This window comes from Microbacterium sp. AC145 (assembly GCF_979258505.1).
The window spans coordinates 3,588,821-3,604,496 of record NZ_OZ409859.1; the positions used below are offsets into that span (position 1 = coordinate 3,588,821).

The 15,676-nt window shown below is 68.5% G+C and carries 15 protein-coding genes; 9 read left to right on the top strand and 6 right to left on the bottom strand.

Annotated elements, in window-relative coordinates; genetic code table 11:
- The first annotated feature begins 12 nt into the window (after window positions 1–12).
- The 3 genes from ACZZZN_RS17335 to ACZZZN_RS17345 all read left to right on the top strand — a co-directional run bounded on the left by ACZZZN_RS17335 (window position 13) and on the right by ACZZZN_RS17345 (window position 3,509).
- Window positions 13–1,977, top strand: a complete 1,965-nt coding sequence (locus tag ACZZZN_RS17335) for a M13 family metallopeptidase (protein ID WP_463506370.1) — start codon at window positions 13–15, stop codon at window positions 1,975–1,977.
- A 178-nt stretch (window positions 1,978–2,155) separates the two neighbouring features.
- Entirely contained in the window at window positions 2,156–3,079 is a 924-nt protein-coding gene (locus ACZZZN_RS17340) for a serine hydrolase (protein WP_463506371.1), read from the top strand.
- A gap of 34 nt (window positions 3,080–3,113) precedes the next feature.
- Complete coding sequence (locus ACZZZN_RS17345; protein ID WP_463506372.1) at window positions 3,114–3,509, top strand: hypothetical protein; 396 nt, start codon at window positions 3,114–3,116, stop codon at window positions 3,507–3,509.
- A 19-nt stretch (window positions 3,510–3,528) separates the two neighbouring features.
- On the opposite strand, the gene ACZZZN_RS17350 is transcribed toward ACZZZN_RS17345, so the two are convergent.
- Window positions 3,529–4,971 carry an MFS transporter gene (locus ACZZZN_RS17350; protein WP_463506373.1) on the bottom strand — a complete coding sequence of 481 codons (1,443 nt, stop codon included), beginning with the start codon at window positions 4,969–4,971 and terminating at the stop codon, window positions 3,529–3,531.
- Window positions 4,972–5,036: 65 nt separating this feature from the next.
- Window positions 5,037–6,500 carry a peptide MFS transporter gene (locus tag ACZZZN_RS17355; RefSeq protein WP_463506374.1) on the bottom strand — a complete coding sequence of 488 codons (1,464 nt, stop codon included), beginning with the start codon at window positions 6,498–6,500 and terminating at the stop codon, window positions 5,037–5,039.
- Window positions 6,501–6,591: 91 nt separating this feature from the next.
- Here ACZZZN_RS17355 and ACZZZN_RS17360 point away from each other — a divergent pair, with 91 nt between their 5' ends.
- From ACZZZN_RS17360 to ACZZZN_RS17375, 4 genes are all read left to right on the top strand, one after another.
- Window positions 6,592–7,281: a GNAT family N-acetyltransferase gene (locus ACZZZN_RS17360; RefSeq protein WP_463506375.1), complete on the top strand. Its 690-nt coding sequence runs from the start codon at window positions 6,592–6,594 to the stop codon at window positions 7,279–7,281.
- Window positions 7,282–7,361: 80 nt separating this feature from the next.
- Window positions 7,362–8,747, top strand: a complete 1,386-nt coding sequence (locus tag ACZZZN_RS17365; RefSeq protein WP_463506376.1) for a glycine--tRNA ligase — start codon at window positions 7,362–7,364, stop codon at window positions 8,745–8,747.
- Window positions 8,748–8,752: 5 nt separating this feature from the next.
- Window positions 8,753–9,505 carry a hypothetical protein gene (locus tag ACZZZN_RS17370; protein ID WP_463506377.1) on the top strand — a complete coding sequence of 251 codons (753 nt, stop codon included), beginning with the start codon at window positions 8,753–8,755 and terminating at the stop codon, window positions 9,503–9,505.
- A 53-nt stretch (window positions 9,506–9,558) separates the two neighbouring features.
- A complete protein-coding gene (locus ACZZZN_RS17375) occupies window positions 9,559–10,041 on the top strand; it encodes a hypothetical protein (RefSeq protein WP_463506378.1) in 483 nt (160 codons plus the stop codon).
- Between the two features lie 23 nt (window positions 10,042–10,064).
- On the opposite strand, the gene ACZZZN_RS17380 is transcribed toward ACZZZN_RS17375, so the two are convergent.
- From ACZZZN_RS17380 to ACZZZN_RS17395, 4 genes are all read right to left on the bottom strand, one after another.
- Window positions 10,065–10,490: a DUF1801 domain-containing protein gene (locus ACZZZN_RS17380; protein WP_463506379.1), complete on the bottom strand. Its 426-nt coding sequence runs from the start codon at window positions 10,488–10,490 to the stop codon at window positions 10,065–10,067.
- Window positions 10,487–11,059: an HhH-GPD-type base excision DNA repair protein gene (locus ACZZZN_RS17385; RefSeq protein ID WP_463506380.1), complete on the bottom strand. Its 573-nt coding sequence runs from the start codon at window positions 11,057–11,059 to the stop codon at window positions 10,487–10,489. The genes ACZZZN_RS17380 and ACZZZN_RS17385 overlap by 4 nt, the downstream gene beginning before the upstream one ends.
- Window positions 11,060–11,097: 38 nt before the next feature.
- On the bottom strand, window positions 11,098–11,487 hold the full coding sequence (locus ACZZZN_RS17390; RefSeq protein WP_463506381.1) for a hypothetical protein: 390 nt from the start codon (window positions 11,485–11,487) through the stop codon (window positions 11,098–11,100).
- 147 nt (window positions 11,488–11,634) lie between these two features.
- Window positions 11,635–12,942 (bottom strand): glutamyl-tRNA reductase, encoded by a 1,308-nt coding sequence (locus ACZZZN_RS17395; RefSeq protein ID WP_463506382.1) that lies wholly within the window; start codon window positions 12,940–12,942, stop codon window positions 11,635–11,637.
- Window positions 12,943–13,004: 62 nt separating this feature from the next.
- Between ACZZZN_RS17395 and hemE the strand changes: the two genes are divergently transcribed.
- A complete protein-coding gene (hemE, locus tag ACZZZN_RS17400; RefSeq protein WP_463506383.1) occupies window positions 13,005–14,027 on the top strand; it encodes a uroporphyrinogen decarboxylase in 1,023 nt (340 codons plus the stop codon).
- A 17-nt stretch (window positions 14,028–14,044) separates the two neighbouring features.
- Window positions 14,045–15,598, top strand: a complete 1,554-nt coding sequence (locus ACZZZN_RS17405; protein WP_463506384.1) for a protoporphyrinogen/coproporphyrinogen oxidase — start codon at window positions 14,045–14,047, stop codon at window positions 15,596–15,598.
- Window positions 15,599–15,676: the final 78 nt, after the last annotated feature.

Here is a 15,676-nt window from a genome sequence, read left to right on the forward strand (position 1 = left end):
TAGGCTGTTCGCATGACCGACGTGCTTCCCTCTGGCCTTGAGACCTCCGAGTTCAGCTCCGACATCCGCCCGCAGGACGACCTCTATCGCCACGTCAACGGCGCGTGGCTCTCGCGTACCGAGATCCCCGGAGACAAGGCGCGATGGGGCTCGTTCCACCTGCTCGCCGAGCAGGCCGAGAAAGACGTCCGCGCGATCATCGAAGAGTCGCAGGATGCCGAAGACGGCACGCTCGCTCGCAAGATCGGCGACCTGTTCGCGAGCTTCATGGACACCGAGCGGATCGCGGCCGCAGGGGTCGCTCCTCTCGCCGACACCCTCGCCGAGATCGACGCGATCGGCGGCATCCCCGCCTTCCTCCGCACCGTGGGCGCGTACGACCGCGACGGCCGCGCGCACCTGATCGGCTTCTACGTCGACGGCGATCCCGGAAACCCCGAGCGGTACCTTCCCGTCGTCGTGCAGTCGGGTCTCTCGCTGCCCGACGAGAGCTACTTCCGACTCGACACGTTCGCCGAGACGCGTGCGGCCTACCGCGCCCACCTCGAGCGCCTGCTGGCGCTCGCCGGCATCCCGGACTCTGCCGGCACCGCCGACCGCGCGATCGCGCTCGAGACCGAACTCGCCGGCCACCACTGGGACAACGTGCGCAGCCGCGACGCGGTCGCCACCTACAACCTCACATCGTGGGCCGAGCTGCAGGAGCTCGCAGGCGTCGACCTCGAGCCGTGGCGCGATGCCGTCGCACCCGAGCACCCCGAGGCTTTCTCCGAGATCGTCGTCTCGCAGCCGAGCTTCCTCGAGGGGCTCGGGTCGCTGCTCACCGCCGAACGCCTCGATGACTGGAAGGCGTGGCTGCGCGCACAGGTCGTGCATGCCGCGGCTCCGTACCTGACAGACGACTTCGTGCAGGAGAACTTCTCGTTCTACGGCACCGAGCTCACCGGTGTGCCCACGATCCGCGAGCGCTGGAAGCGCGGCGTCTCGGTCACCGAGAGCGCGCTGAGCGAGGCGATCGGCAAGGTCTACGTCGAGCGCCACTACCCGCCGACGGCGAAGGCTGCGATGGACGAGCTCGTCGCCAACCTCATCGAGGCCTACCGGCAGAGCATCACCGATCTCGAGTGGATGACCGCCGAGACCCGCGAGCGGGCGCTCGCGAAGCTCGACTCGTTCACCCCCAAGATCGGCCACCCCACGGTCTGGCGCGACTACTCGACCCTCGTGATCGAGCGCGACGACCTCTTCGGCAACGTGCGTCGTGCAGCGATCTTCGAGCACGATCGCAACGTGGCGAAGGTCGGGAACCCGATCGACCGCGACGAGTGGCACATGCCGCCGCAGATGGTGAACGCGTACTACAACCCCTCGATGAACGAGATCGTGTTCCCCGCGGCGATCCTGCAGTACCCGTTCTTCGACGCGACCCGCGACGCGGCCGCGAACTACGGCGGTATCGGAGCCGTGATCGGTCACGAGATCGGTCACGGGTTCGACGACCAGGGCAGTCGCTACGACGGCGCCGGCAAGCTCGAGGACTGGTGGACGGATGCCGATCGCTCGGCTTTCGAAGAGCGCACCAAGGCCCTCATCGCGCAGTACGACGAGCTGGTGCCCGAAGGTCTCGACGCCGAGCACCACGTGAACGGCGCGCTGACGATCGGCGAGAACATCGGCGACCTGGGCGGCCTCGGCATCGCTCTCAAGGCCTACGAGCTCTCGCTGGACGGCGCCGAGGCTCCTGTCATCGACGGGTACAGCGGCGTGCAGCGACTGCTGCTGTCGTGGGCGCAGGTCTGGCAGCAGAAGAGTCGCGAGGCCGAGACACTGCGTCTGCTGACGATCGACCCGCACTCGCCGAACGAGTTCCGCTGCAACCAGATCGTCCGCAACATCGATGCGTTCTACGAGGTGTTCGACGTGACGGAAGCCGATGCGCTGTGGTTGCCGCAGGAGTCGCGCGTCACGATCTGGTGAGCTCGTCTTCCTGACCTCTCAGGCATGGAGGGGTGCCCTGTCGTCTCCTGAGTGACGATCTGATGACCGTATTCCGGAGTACATAGGGCATCCTCACCTGGCGGGGTTACGATATCCGTGCTGCGGCGGATGGACTCCGCAGCATCCCGCCAATCCAACCCCCTCTTAAGGATCACGCGTGGGTGCTTCCGAGCCTGCCGACGGCCTGCCACTGGCCTCGCTGCGCCGCTCTCAGCGGACCAGCCGACGCTTGCCGCGTCGTGCCGCCGCGGGCCGGCGTTCGTTCACCTCGACCATGCGAGCGCTCGAGCATCTCGTCGAGTCCGGAGCCCAGGTGTCGGTGCACGTCGTCGACCTCGACAACCACGTGCACGTGCTCTCCGGTGACGACCACGTCACCATGCCCGTCGCGGGACTCGGTGTCGTGCCCCTGCTCATCGAGGTGGCGTCGGGATTCGCCTCGGGAGAGCTCGACCCGCTCGAGATCGTCGAGCGGAGCACGGTCGACTCGGTCTCGACATCCGGAGTGTGGCGGCATCTGCACGCCCCGGCCCTGCCGCTCGAAGACCTCGCGGTGCTCGCAGCCACCTCCGGAGACCCGATCGCGGTCAACGCGCTGCTGCAGAAGGTCGGCCACGGCCGCGTACGCGAGCGCATCGAGGCTCTGGGCCTGCGTCGCACAGCGCTGCTCGACAGATTCCGCGACGAGCGTGGTCCGGACGATGCACCGCAGGTGGCGGTCGGCTCGGCTCGGGAGTTCGCCGGGCTCTTCTCGGCGCTCGTGAATTCGCAGGTGGTCGACGCTCCGGTCAGCGCCCAGGTATCGGAGTGGTTGAGCCTGAACCAGGACCTCAGTCTCGTCGCCGCGTCGACCGGGCTCGATCCGTTCGCTCACGACCACGATGCGCACGGCCTGCTCTTCATCAACAAGACCGGGCGTGACCGCGGCGTGCGAGCCGAGGCCGGTGTGCTCGCCGGGCCGCGGGCGGGCGTCGCCTACTCGCTGATCGTCTGCTTCGACGACCTGTCGATCACCCACCGGCTCCGCGCCCATGATGCTTTCCGGGTGCTGGGTGTCGAGCTCATGGAGTACACGCACTAGCGAGCCCGGCTCGTCAGGTGGGTAGCATCGGGGAATGCCCCGCCCCGACTGGACCCCTCATCGCCGAGAAGACGGTGAGCTGCTCGGATGGATCCATCCCGACGGCGACGACTGGGTCGCCGTCGATCTGCTCGGGCGCATGGTGGCCGGTCCCACGCAGTGGCTCGACGCCGAGGACGCCCTCGACCAGCATGGGATCGCGTGGCTCGCGGACCCCTGGATGCTGGACGGCGAGTCCGAGCGCGCGCTGCGCGTCCGCATCCTCGAGGTCACTCCGGATCGCGACGGTTCAGACGGCCGCATCGTGGTGAAAGTAGATGACTTCGGCGACGTCACCCGCCCGCCCACGCAGCAGTACGTCGTCGCCTGGCCGATACCCGATCGGCTCCGTCAGCCGCGGCCCACGGATCCAGATCCGCGCGTGATCTGAGCCGACGCCCTGACCCCCCTCACCCGGGGAGTGAGGGGTGCTGCTCGGCAGCGCGCTGACGTGGGATGAAGAGCGAGAGCACCAGAGCGACGATGCCGGCCGCGATGGCCAGCCAGAAGCACACGTCGAATGCCGCGCGGGTGGGCACCGAGGCGCCGCCGACATCGATGCTCATGGCCGCGAGCACTCCGCCCATCACTGCCGAGGCGCTCGAGGTGCCGACCGAGCGGAAGAGGGCATTGAGTCCGTTCGAGGCGCCCGTCTCGTTCGCGGGCACCGAGCGCATGATGATCATCGGCATGGCGGCGAACGTGAACCCGATGCCCACGCCGATCAGCAGGTTGCCGACGAGGATGTGCCACACCTCGCTCGACCACAGCAGCACGAAGACGTAGGCGAGCACGATCGCGCCGGCGCCGACGGTGAAGAGCGGTCGGGGCCCGACCGTGCGCTCGAGAAAACCCGACAGCGGTGAGATGACCATCATCACGAGACCCGCGGGCATGATCACGAGCGCGGCCGAGACCATGTCGAGCCCGAAGCCGGCGCCTGAAGCGGCGGGTCCTTCGAGCAGTTGCGGGAAGGTGACGTTCGATGCGAAGAGGGCGAATCCCATGCCGATCGCCGCGATGTTCGTGAAGAGCACGGCCGGGCGCGCAGCGACCCGCAGATCGAGAAGCGGATCCTTCGTGCGCAGCTGGTACCAGCCCCACACGAGCAGCACGACGATTCCGCCGATGATGCAGGTCAGCGTCAGCGGTGCCGTCCATCCCCATTCGGCACCGCGGGAGACGAAGAGCAGGATGCCGGTGAGGCCGATCGCGAGACCGATGGCCCCTGGCACATCGAGGCGTCCGGGAAAGCGCAGGACGTCTTCGGGGACGATCAGCAGCACGAGCAGCAGCCCCGCGACGCCGAGACCCGCGGCGAGCCAGAACAGCCAGTGCCAGTCGGCGTTCACGGCGAGCAGCGCCGCGATCGGCATTCCGATCGCGCCACCGACTCCCATGGTGGCGCTCATCAGCGCCACGGCCGTGCCGAGCCGGTCGGTCGGCAGCACATCGCGCATGATCGCGATGCCGAGGGGTACGACGCCCGTCACCGCTCCCTGCAGAGCGCGCCCGATGATCACCCCGACGATCGACCCCGAGAGCGCGGCGATGACCGACCCGACGATCAGCAGCGTCAGCAGCACGAGCACGACTCGTCGCTTGCCGTACATGTCGCCGAGGCGGCCCGAGATCGGCGTGGCGACGGCTGCGACGAGCAGGGTGATCGTGACGACCCAGGTGGTGTCCTCGCGGGAGGCGTTCAGCAGCCGCGGCAGCTCCGCCTGAAGCGGCACCACGAGCGTGAACATGAACGACGAGCAGAGCCCGGCGAAGGCGAGCACCGCGACGATCGCCCAGCGCGGAGCCTTTCGGGAGAGTCTTCTTCGTGCGCGATCGTCGTTCTCTCCCATCGCCTCAGGCTATCGGCGATCCGGACACCGGGGCCGCGTCGAGACCCTGCGCGAGGTGTCAGTGCTCAGCTCACGCCCTTCATGAGTCGGAGAACCGGCTTCGCGCACAGCAGCAGGCCGACGCCCACCACGATGGCGATGCCACCGAGGATCGAGAAGTAGGGCACCTCGTTCTTCGGGTCGTAGAACTGGACGAGCCAGCCCGAGATGGCGGTGCCCAAAGCCACGGAGAGGAAGAAGAGGGCGACCATCTGCGTGTGGAAGACCCGCGGCGCGAGCTTGGTGGTCACCGAGAGGCCGACCGGGGAGATCAGCAGCTCGGCGATGGTGAACACCAGCAGGATGCCGACGATGGCGAGGAGCGGTGTCGAGTTGGCGGCGCCGTTCGCGAAGGGCAGGAAGAGCAGGAAGGCGGCGCCCATGATCATCGCACCGAGGGCGAACTTCACCGGGGTCGACGGCTGACGGGGGCCGAGACGTGTCCAGATCGCGGCGAAGACGCCCGAGAGGATGATGATGAAGACAGGGTTGATCGACTGCACCCAGGAGATGGGCATCTCGAAGCCGAACAGATCGCGGTTCAGCCGCTCGTCCGAGTAGACGGTGAGAACCGTGAACTGCTGCTGGTAGAGCGACCAGAAGGCGACGCTCGTGACGAACAGCGGCAGGAACCCCCACACCCGGGAGCGCTCGGTGCTGTCGATGCGACGGCTCGTGAGGATGACGGCGAAGTAGGCGATCGAGGCGACGACCGTCGCGATGATCACGATGGTCGCGAGGTTGTCGGCGGTGATGACCCCGACCAGCACGAGCACGGCGATCAGCACGACGGCCGCGATCGCGATGCCGGCGACGAGCGGGTAGCGCGATCGCGGCAGCGGGTTCGGAACGTTGCGTGCCGCATCGGGAAGAGCTCGTCGACCGAACGCGTACTGCACGAGGCCGAGGGTCATGCCGATCGCGGCGAGGCCGAAGCCGAAGTGGAAGCCGAGGGTGGACTGCAGGATGCCGGTGAGGATCGGGCCGAGGAACGCGCCGAGGTTGATCCCGAGGTAGAACAGCGAGAATCCGGCGTCGCGACGCGTGTCCTCGGGGCTGTAGAGGGTGCCGACGACCGCCGTCGCGTTCGCCTTGAGGCCACCGGATCCCAGCGCCACCAGCACGAGACCCACACCCACGCCGAGGAAGCCGGGCAGCAGTGCGAGCGCCACGTGGCCCGCGACGATGACGATCGCACTGAGGAACAGCACGCGCTCCGAACCCAGGATGCGGTCCGCGACCCATGCGCCGAGGATGGTCGAGAGGTAGACGGAGCCGCCGTACGCACCGACGATGCCACCGGCGACGGCCTGGGAGAGGCCGAGCCCGCCCTCGGTCACCGAGAAGTAGAGGTAGATCAGCAGGATGCCCTGCATGCCGTAGAAGCTGAACCGCTCCCACATCTCGACGCCGAAGATGTGGACGAGAGCCCAGGGCTGCCCGAAGAACCGGGTGTCGGACTTCTCGGCTGTGGTGTCGCTGGATGCCATTCCTCCACGGTACGCCTCGTCAGGGCGGCGAACCCAGCCCGATCGCGTCGCGCGATTCCGAAATCCGGCACGGGAGGGGCAGACTGGGGGCGTGCGAACCATCCGTGATCTCGACACCGTTGAACTCATCATCGACGCGCAGAGCCTGCTGGACTCGATCCGCGGCCCCGAGCGCGTCATCGACGCCGGGACCCTGCGCGCCCTGCAGCAATCCGGCAACTACGTCGTCGGCCTCTTCGACGCCGACGAGGGGGAGGAGCGCATGGTCGGTGCCTCGATCGCCTTCTTCGGCGCCCCCGCGCGGCGTGCGATGCACTCGCACATCACGGCGCTGCTTCCTGAATACCGCGGCCGGGGATGGGGGCGCGAGCTCAAGGAGCACCAGCGTCAGTGGGCGTTCTCGCGCGACGTCGGTCGCATCAGCTGGACGTTCGACCCTCTCGTCGCTCGCAACGCGCACTTCTTCCTGACGGTGCTCGGAGCCCGAGTGACCGGATACTCCGTCAATCGATACGGCATCTTCGGCGGCGGCGACGCCGGAGATGAGAGTGATCGACTCGACGTCGAGTGGGCGCTCGCCGACATCGCGAAGCAGCCGGCATCCGATTCCATCGTCGAGACGCTCGAGATCCCCAGCGATATCGAGGCGATGAGGGACACCGATGCGGATGCTGCGCACGAGTGGCGCCTTCGCCTGCGCGCGCAGATGGAGGGGCTGCTCGGCAGCGGCCTCACCCTCTCGGGTTTCGACGTCGCGAAGGGCTACCTCTTCTCGGCCTGAGAGTTGCGCTCCAGGCTGCGCCGATAAGATTGGTGTGCCCGTGATCACGGGCTTTCCCACATGCGACCATTGGAGCCACCGTGGCCGAACAGTCCCGTCTCGACAAGGTCATCGCCCTTGCCCGCCACCGCGGGTTCGTCTTCCAGGCGGGTGAGATCTACGGCGGTTCGAGGTCGGCGTGGGACTACGGGCCCCTCGGCACCGAGCTCAAGGAGAACATCCGCCGCCAGTGGTGGCAGACGTTCGTGCGCGGCCGTGGCGACATGGTGGGCCTCGACTCCAGCATCATCCTGCCCAAGCGCGTCTGGGAGGCATCCGGCCACGTCGCCACCTTCACCGACCCGCTGGTCGAGTGCCTGAGCTGCCACAAGCGCTTCCGGGCCGACAACCTGGTCGAGGACTTCGAGGCTCGCAAGGGACGCAAGGCCGAGAACGGTCTCGCCGATGTGCCGTGCCCGAACTGCGGCACCAAGGGCCAGTACACCGAGCCGAAGTCGTTCTCGGGTCTCGTCAAGACCTACCTCGGTGTCGTCGACGACGAGTCGGGCCTGCACTTCCTGCGCCCCGAGACGGCACAGGGCATCTTCGTGAACTTCTCGAACGTGCTCACCGCCAGCCGCAAGAAGCCGCCGTTCGGCATCGGCCAGGTCGGCAAGGCGTTCCGCAACGAGATCACGCCCGGTAACTTCATCTTCCGCACGCGTGAGTTCGAGCAGATGGAGATCGAGTTCTTCACGCCGCCGGCTGACGCCCAGGAGTGGTTCGAGCACTGGGTCGAGGCCTGCTGGAACTGGTTCATCGATCTCGGAATCGATCCCGAGAACATGCGGCAGTTCGATGTGCCCGAAGACGACCGCGCGCACTATTCGGCCGGCACGATCGACGTCGAGTACCGCTTCGGCTTCACCGGCAAGGAGTGGGGCGAGCTCATGGGTGTCGCCAACCGCACCGACTACGATCTCTCGAGCCACAGCGAGGCATCCGGCCAGAGCCTGACCTACTTCGACCAGGCCACCGGCGACCGCTACACGCCGTTTGTGATCGAGCCGTCGTTCGGCCTCACCCGCGCCATGATGGCGTTCCTCGTCGACGCGTACCGCGAAGAGGAGGTGCCGAACGCCAAGGGCGGCACCGACGTGCGCACGGTGCTCAAGCTCGATCCGCGTCTGGCCCCCGTCAAGGCCGCCGTGCTGCCGCTCAGCCGCAACGAGCGCCTGTCGCCGCTGGCACGCGAGGTCGCCGACACGCTGCGCAGCTCGTGGGCCGTCGACTTCGACGACGCGGGCGCGATCGGTCGTCGATACCGCCGTCAGGACGAGATCGGAACGCCGTTCTGCGTCACGGTCGACTTCGACTCGCTCGATGACCGCGCCGTCACCGTGCGCGATCGCGACACCATGGCCCAGGAGCGCGTCTCGATCGACGAGCTGCCCCAGTACCTCGCGGAGCGCCTCAAGGGCGCCTGACTCTCATGAGGTCGCCGGGGGGACGGACTCACGAGGAGCAGATCGCCGCGACCCGCGCGGTCGCGGCGATCGTGATCGGCGCGCTCGCGATCAGCTGGATGCTGCTCGCCGTGCTCGACCTTCAGGACAACGACGGAGCCGCGCCGATCATCGCGATGTTCGGCATTCCCGCGATCGCGTCGGCTCTGGTCATCCAGATCGTGATGACGCGGCTCGGGAAGCGGAAGAGAGTGCCGAAGCCGGTGCTCTGGCTCATGCTCGCCGTCCTGCCGCTCGGAACGCTGCTCGGCTTCGTCGTGGCGATCGTTCGTGAGCCCGACTACTTCATCGGGGACGACGGCCCGTGGATGCTCGTCTGGGTGCCGATCTTCATCTGCGTCGGTGTGATGCTCGGTGCTCTGGTGTGGTTCTTCTTCGTGTTCCCGTTGGCGACGCTCGCACGCGTGGTCCGGGCGATCTCGCGAGGAGAGGCGAGACCCACTGCGTTGATCATGCCTGTCGTCCTCCTCTCCCTCGGTGTGGTGTGCATCGTCGGCGGCATGTCGGTCTCGAGCGGCGAGGTCGGGCGCAGGGCCGAAGCGCAGATCATCGCGGCGTTCTTCGGCATCCCCGGTACATATGAGGTGATCTGGGCGCCGGGGCTCTGGATCGTCCGCGGCATCATCGCAGCGATCGTGCTCCTGTTCGCGGTTCCGGCCGTCCGGTATCGTGCCCGTGCGGCGTCAGCAGCGCGATCCGCGGGCACCGTCGACGTCTGAGAGCGACCACCCTCTCTAGCTCGGCTTCGGTGCGCGGGGCCTATGCTGACCCCATGATCGAGCAGTGGAGCGAATTCAACGTCGCGATGGGGGGTGCGACGGCGGCATTGGCGGGCCTCGTGATCGTCGCGGCGAGCGTCAACATCGGCGAGATCGTGAAGTCGCGCACCCTCACCGCCCGGCTCCTCGCGGGCATCGCGGCGCTCGTCCTCGCGCTCACGGTGTCGGCGCTCGGTCTCGTCCCGGGTATCGACGAGGTCTGGCTCGGGATTCTCACGATCCTGGTGGCAGTGCTCGCGTGCTCGTTCCAGATTCACGCGACGACCTTGATCGCCCGGGACACCGACCCGGCCGATCGGGCGCGGCCCCTCAAATACCTGATCGGCTTCCTGCCGATCGCGGGCTATCTCACGGCGGGCATCTTCGTCGCTCTGGGTCATCCCGCGGGGCTGTATCTCGCGGCAGCCGGGTGTCTGCTGGCGATCGTGTCTGCGATCGTCGTGTCCTGGGTCGCGCTCGTCGAGGTCCTGCGATGACGGGCCTCAGGCGTCGTCCCTCTTCAGCTCGTGACGGTCAACTGCACCTGATCGGTGCCGCCTGCTTCGACCCAGGCGAGTGAACTCTCGAGGATTCCGCGGAGCACGTCGAGGTCGATCTTCTCGAGGTCCTTGATGTACAGGCATCCGACCCCTGTCGTATGCGGGCCGAGCTTCTCGAGCGCATCGCTGTGCGCGTCGACCCCGTCGAACAGGTAGATCGTCGTGGCGGCTTTTCGAGGTGCGAAGCCGAGCAGACCGCTGTCGCCCTCGGTGCCGGTCGGATAGCGGTAATGGCAGCTGCCGAAGCCGATGATCGTTCCCCAGGTCTGCGGCTCGCGGCCTGTGATCTCCTGCATGAGTGCGGTGAGGGTCTCGGCATCCCGGCGGCGTGCGGCGGGGCTGGAACGAGCGATGAGTCCGGCGACGTCATCGCCGGTGGGTCTCATGCTTTCGCCTTCGCCGCGGCCTTCATCGCCTTCTTGTGCTCGCGCACCTTGGTCAGCGACTCGGGCGAGACGATGTCGGCGACACTGCGGTACGAGCCCTCGATGCCGTAGTCGCCCGCTGCCTCGCGCCACCCCTCTCCGGTGAAGCCGTATTGCTTGCCCAGCAGCGCGACGAAGATCTTCGCCTTCTGCTCACCGAATCCCGGCAGGGCCTTGAGGCGCTTCAGCACCTCGGCACCTGAGGGGTCGCCCTCGGTCCAGATCGCTGAGGCGTCGCCGCCCCACTGATCGACGATGTCCTGGCACAGGGTCTGCACCCGAGTGGCCATGGAGCCGGGGAAGCGGTGCACAGCCGGCGTCTCCTTGAACGCTGCGAGGAACTCCTCGGGATCCATGTGCGCGATGGCTGACGCATCCGCAGCGCCCGTGCGCTGCTCGATCTTGAGCGGGCCTGCGAACGCGGTCTCCATCGGCACCTGCTGGTCGAGCAACATGCCCACCAGCAGTGCCAGCGGGTTGTCGGTGAGCAGGGCGTCGGCGGCGGTGTCTCCGGTGATGTGAAGGGCCATGCCTTCAGTCTGGCACCACCACTGCTCCTTCGGCGGTGTCAGATGCGCTGGAGCTTGGGCAACGGCCCTTCGAGCCTCGCGATCGAGACCCGCACGTCGGCGATGTCCGCTTTGAGCTCGGTCTTGACGTCGTGGATCTCGGTCTTGAGCTCGGTGCGGAGGTCGGCGATGTCCGCTTTGAGTTCGGTGCGGAGGCCGGCGATGTCCGCTTTGAGTTCGGTGCGGAGGCCGGCGATGTCGGCTTTGAGTTCAGTGCGGAGGCCGGCGATGTCGGTCTCGACCCTCGTGAAGCGCTCGTCGATCCTGTCGAAGCGAACGTCGAGACCCCGAGACTGCCGCGCGAGCATTCGGGAGACCCCTCCGAGCACGGTGGCGGTGAAGGCGAAGAGGGCGATGATGATGCCGATCACGTTCGGGTCCACGAGCATGCTCCCAGTCTGCGCCGAGGGTCGGACGCTGTCATGCATTCGACGATATGAAGCGTGGGGTACGCGGCGCGCCCTGCATGCAGGAAACACGCGGTCAGGCGGGAGAGATGCCCGCAGAGCCTCTCCGGTGCAGAGAGAGCGGACGCGTCAGGCGGTCGCGGCGTCGTCCGAGATCGCGGGCTGAGCGATCTCGGCGGGCGAGATGCCGTAGAGCGTCGACAGCGCCGCGGAGAACTCGTCTGCACGACCGGTCGCGGCGAGTTCGTGCGCGCGCGTGGTCGGCGTGTGAAGAAGAACTCCGGTGAGGTGGCGAAGAGCCTGTTCGACCTTGCCGTCTTCATCGCCGCGTGCGCGGGCGCGGCCGATCTCGGCCTCCAGCAGCGCGAACATGTGCGACCGCAGTGCGACGACCGAGGGGGTGACGCTCTGGCGGCTTCCGACGACGTGGAAGGTGTCGGCGGCTTCGCGGACGACGGTGCGCGCGGCATCCGTCGCCTGCAGCTCGTCGAGTGGAGCGTGCAGGCTGATGGTCTCGAGGTCGAGCAGTGCGACGCCCTCGACCGCGGCGACCGCGGGGTCGACGTTGCGGGGCATGCCGAGGTCGACGACCAGCTGGCTGTGCGAGGCGACGGGGCAGCCGGCGGAGGCGATGCCCGTCGGCGCCTGCAGGTGCGCGGGGGTGAGCACGGGCTCGGTCGCAGTGGTGCAGGTGATCAGCAGACTCGAGCGCGAGGCGATGCGCGCGTAGTCGTCGGCCGCGACCGGGCGGATGCCGTGCTTCGCGGCGAACTTCTCGGCGCGGCCCGACGGCGAGTACACCGAGATGTTGACGGCGCCGCGCTCGCGCAGCGTGGCCAGGGTGACGGCGGCGTAGGCGCCTGTGCCCACGAGCAGCACGCGCTCCGCAGACCAGTCGGCGATGCGGCTGTCGGCGAGTTCCAGGGCCAGACGCACGAGCGAGCGACCGGCGCGACCGAGGGCTGTGACGTTCTTGACCTTGCGTTGCGCCTGGCTCGCGCGCTGGAACAGCCGCTCGAGTTCGGGCGAGGTGGTGCCGTCCTTGCGTGCCGACTTCAGCGCGCGGCGCACCTGGCCCGCGATCTCGCCTTCGCCGGAGACCACGGATTCGAGGCCAGACGCCACGGAGAAGAGGTGTTCGGCGACGCGGCGCCCCGAGTGCACGTCGTACGCGCCGTCGAGCTCGGCGGTCGGGATGCCGGTGGCGGATTCGACCGCTTCGAGCACGGCTTCGACGCCGATCGCACCCGCCGCGGTGACGGGCTCGTCCATCTCGACGTACGCCTCGAACCGGTTGCAGGTAGCAAGAACGACCGCACCCTGCACGCACGACGCCGTGTCCACGATCGTGGAGGCGACATCGTCGGGGGTGCGGCTCAAGCGTTCGAGCAAATCGAAGGAGGCGGTCTTGTGACTCGCCGTGACACACAGCAGCACACATCGATTCTACCCCTCCTCGCGCACAGGTCGGCCCGAGGGGGAGATGGGAGGATGGAGGCATGCCCCTCTCCGACGCTCCGCTGCTGCGCGCCCTCACCGGACCCCGCCCCGAGCATGCCCCCGTGTGGTTCATGCGACAGGCCGGACGATCGCTGCCGGAGTACCGCGAGCTGCGGGTGGGAACGCGCATGCTGGATGCCTGCCTGACCCCCGACCTCGCGGCCGAGATCACCCTGCAGCCGGTGCGCCGGCACGGGGTGGACGCCGCGGTGTTCTTCAGCGACATCGTGATTCCCCTTCGCCTCGCCGGCGTCGAGGTCGAGATCGAGCCCGGGCGCGGCCCCGTCTTCGCCGACCCCGTGCGCACGGCGGCCGACGTCGACCGCATCACGGCGATCGATCCCGACTCGCTCGACGGCACGGCCATCGCCGAGGCGGTGCGTCTGGTGACCGCCGAACTGGGAGACGTTCCGCTGATCGGCTTCGCCGGAGCGCCGTTCACGCTCGCCGCCTACCTCGTCGAAGGCGGCCCCTCGAAAGAGCATCTGCGTGCCCGCGCCATGATGCACGCCGACCCCGATGCCTGGCATCGCCTCGCCGGATGGCTGGCGCAGATCTCCCGGCGCTTCCTCGAGACGCAGCGCGACGCCGGAGCATCTGTCGTACAGCTCTTCGACTCGTGGGCGGGGTCGCTCAGCACGGCCGATTACCGCGCATTCGTGGCGCCCCACTCGCACACGGCGCTCGAGGGCTTGGGAGTTCCGAGCATCCACTTCGGAGTCGGCACCGGGCCGTTCCTCGCGGACATGCGACTCGACGGCATCGCCGATGCCGTCGGTGTCGACTGGCGGATGCCTCTGGACGAGGCGGCCGCGATCGTCGGGCCGGACGTCTCGGTGCAGGGGAACATCGACCCGGCTCTCCTCGCTGCGCCATGGCCCGTGCTCGAGGCGCACGTGCGCGACGTGGTCGAGCGGGGCCGCGCCGCCCGCGGTCACATCGTCAACCTCGGGCACGGGGTGCCGCCCGAGACCGACCCCGACCAGCTGACGCGAATCGTCGAGCTCGTCCATTCCCTCTGACGGCAAGGACCCGACCCATGACCTCTGAGCCCCACAGTGCGGCCTCCCGCGCCGAGCTGGCAGCCCGCGCAGAGCGTGCGGCGCAGAAGCATGTCGTCGTCGTCGGCGGAGGCATCGGCGGCCTGATCGCGGCGCGTGAGTGCGCCAAGGTCGGCATGCGGGTGACGCTGCTCGAGAGCACGGATGCCGTGGGCGGCGCACTGCAGCGCGCCGAGCTCGACGGTGTCGTGCTCGATGCGGGTGCCGAGAGCTACGCCACGCGCGGCGGGCACGTGCGAGCGCTGATCGACGACCTGGGGCTCACCGACCGCATCGTGGCCCCCGCGGCCGGCGGAGCGTGGCTCGCGGGCGTCCCCGGCATCGGCGCCGCACCGCTTCCCGTCGGGGGGATCCTGGGCATCCCCGGGAATCCGTTCCAAGAAGACGTCCGTCGCATCCTCGGGTGGTCGGGCGTCTGGCGTGCCTACCTCGACCGGGTGCGGCCGCCGCTCACGATCGGGCACAACCAGAGCCTGGGCAGGCTGGTCGCCTCGCGCATGGGGTCGAAGGTGCGGGATCGCCTCGTCGCTCCGGTGACCACCGGCGTGTACTCGGCCTCGCCCGAAGACGTCGACGTCGATGTCGCGGCTCCGGGGCTCAATGCCGCGCTGACTCGAGTCGGATCCCTGTCGGGAGCAGTTCTCGCGCTGCGCGACGAGAGCGCGTCGCGTGCCGCGAAGGCCCAGTCGCCGGGCGCAGCGGTCGAGGGCCTCGACGGCGGTATGACGGTGCTGATCGATGCGCTCGTCGCAGACCTCGAGAAGCTCGGCGGCGTCGTGCGCACCGGAGTCAGGGCGACGGCGGTCGCGAAGTCCGGAGACTCGTGGACGGTGGCCACCGAGGGCCCCGTCGAGCGTGTGCGGGAGGACTCCCCGTCGGTCGACGGTGTCGGATCGGCTGAGGCCGGTCTCTCAGACGAACGCATCCTGGCGGCCGACGGAGTCGTGATCGCGACCCCCGAGGCATCGGCGCGGATTCTGCTGTCCGCAGTCGCTCCCGCGCTCGCTTCGACAGACGCGGCCGAGTCGCCGGAGATCGAGCTCGTCACGCTGCTGCTGGCTCCTTCGGCGCTCGACGGCGCACCCCGCGGCACGGGGGTGCTGACCGTGCCGGGCAGCCACACGGCGAAGGCTCTCACCCATTCCACGGCCAAGTGGGAGTGGGTGCGCCGGGCTGCAGGAGATCGGCACGTGGTGAGGGTCTCGTTCGGTGCACAGGGTGAGCCGGCCGCGACTGCGGGTCTGGACGACGCCGCGGCGGCACGCCTCGCGGTGCGCGAGGCATCCGCCCTTCTCGGTGTCTCGCTCGCGCAGAGCGACGTCGTCGCGGCGCACCGCTCGCGTTTCGTGCAGTCGCAGCCCGCGTCGATCATCGGCTCCGGCGAACGCCGCAGCGAGGCGCGAGCCGCGGTGCAGGCGGTCGCGGGTCTGGCCGCCGTCGGGGCCTGGCTCGCCGGAACCGGACTCGCGCAGGTCGTGCCCGACGCGCAGCAGGAAGCCGACCGTCTGCGGCGCGCGCTGCTCTGGGACTGAGCCGACCGGGGGTCTCGCCTCGGGGCGACCCCTATCCGGCGCGCGCTGTCAACCCTCTGAGGTTTAGATGCCGAAATC

Coding starts and splice junctions, on each gene's coding strand:
- ACZZZN_RS17350 (WP_463506373.1), bottom strand. CDS start 4,971: ATGGGAGAGAACGACGATCGCGCACGAAGAAGACTCTCCCGAAAGGCT.
- ACZZZN_RS17370 (WP_463506377.1), top strand. CDS start 8,753: ATGAGGTCGCCGGGGGGACGGACTCACGAGGAGCAGATCGCCGCGACC.
- ACZZZN_RS17390 (WP_463506381.1), bottom strand. CDS start 11,487: ATGCTCGTGGACCCGAACGTGATCGGCATCATCATCGCCCTCTTCGCC.
- ACZZZN_RS17380 (WP_463506379.1), bottom strand. CDS start 10,490: ATGAGACCCACCGGCGATGACGTCGCCGGACTCATCGCTCGTTCCAGC.
- ACZZZN_RS17355 (WP_463506374.1), bottom strand. CDS start 6,500: ATGGCATCCAGCGACACCACAGCCGAGAAGTCCGACACCCGGTTCTTC.
- ACZZZN_RS17405 (WP_463506384.1), top strand. CDS start 14,045: ATGACCTCTGAGCCCCACAGTGCGGCCTCCCGCGCCGAGCTGGCAGCC.
- ACZZZN_RS17375 (WP_463506378.1), top strand. CDS start 9,559: ATGATCGAGCAGTGGAGCGAATTCAACGTCGCGATGGGGGGTGCGACG.
- ACZZZN_RS17335 (WP_463506370.1), top strand. CDS start 13: ATGACCGACGTGCTTCCCTCTGGCCTTGAGACCTCCGAGTTCAGCTCC.
- ACZZZN_RS17385 (WP_463506380.1), bottom strand. CDS start 11,059: ATGGCCCTTCACATCACCGGAGACACCGCCGCCGACGCCCTGCTCACC.
- ACZZZN_RS17345 (WP_463506372.1), top strand. CDS start 3,114: ATGCCCCGCCCCGACTGGACCCCTCATCGCCGAGAAGACGGTGAGCTG.
- hemE (WP_463506383.1), top strand. CDS start 13,005: ATGCCCCTCTCCGACGCTCCGCTGCTGCGCGCCCTCACCGGACCCCGC.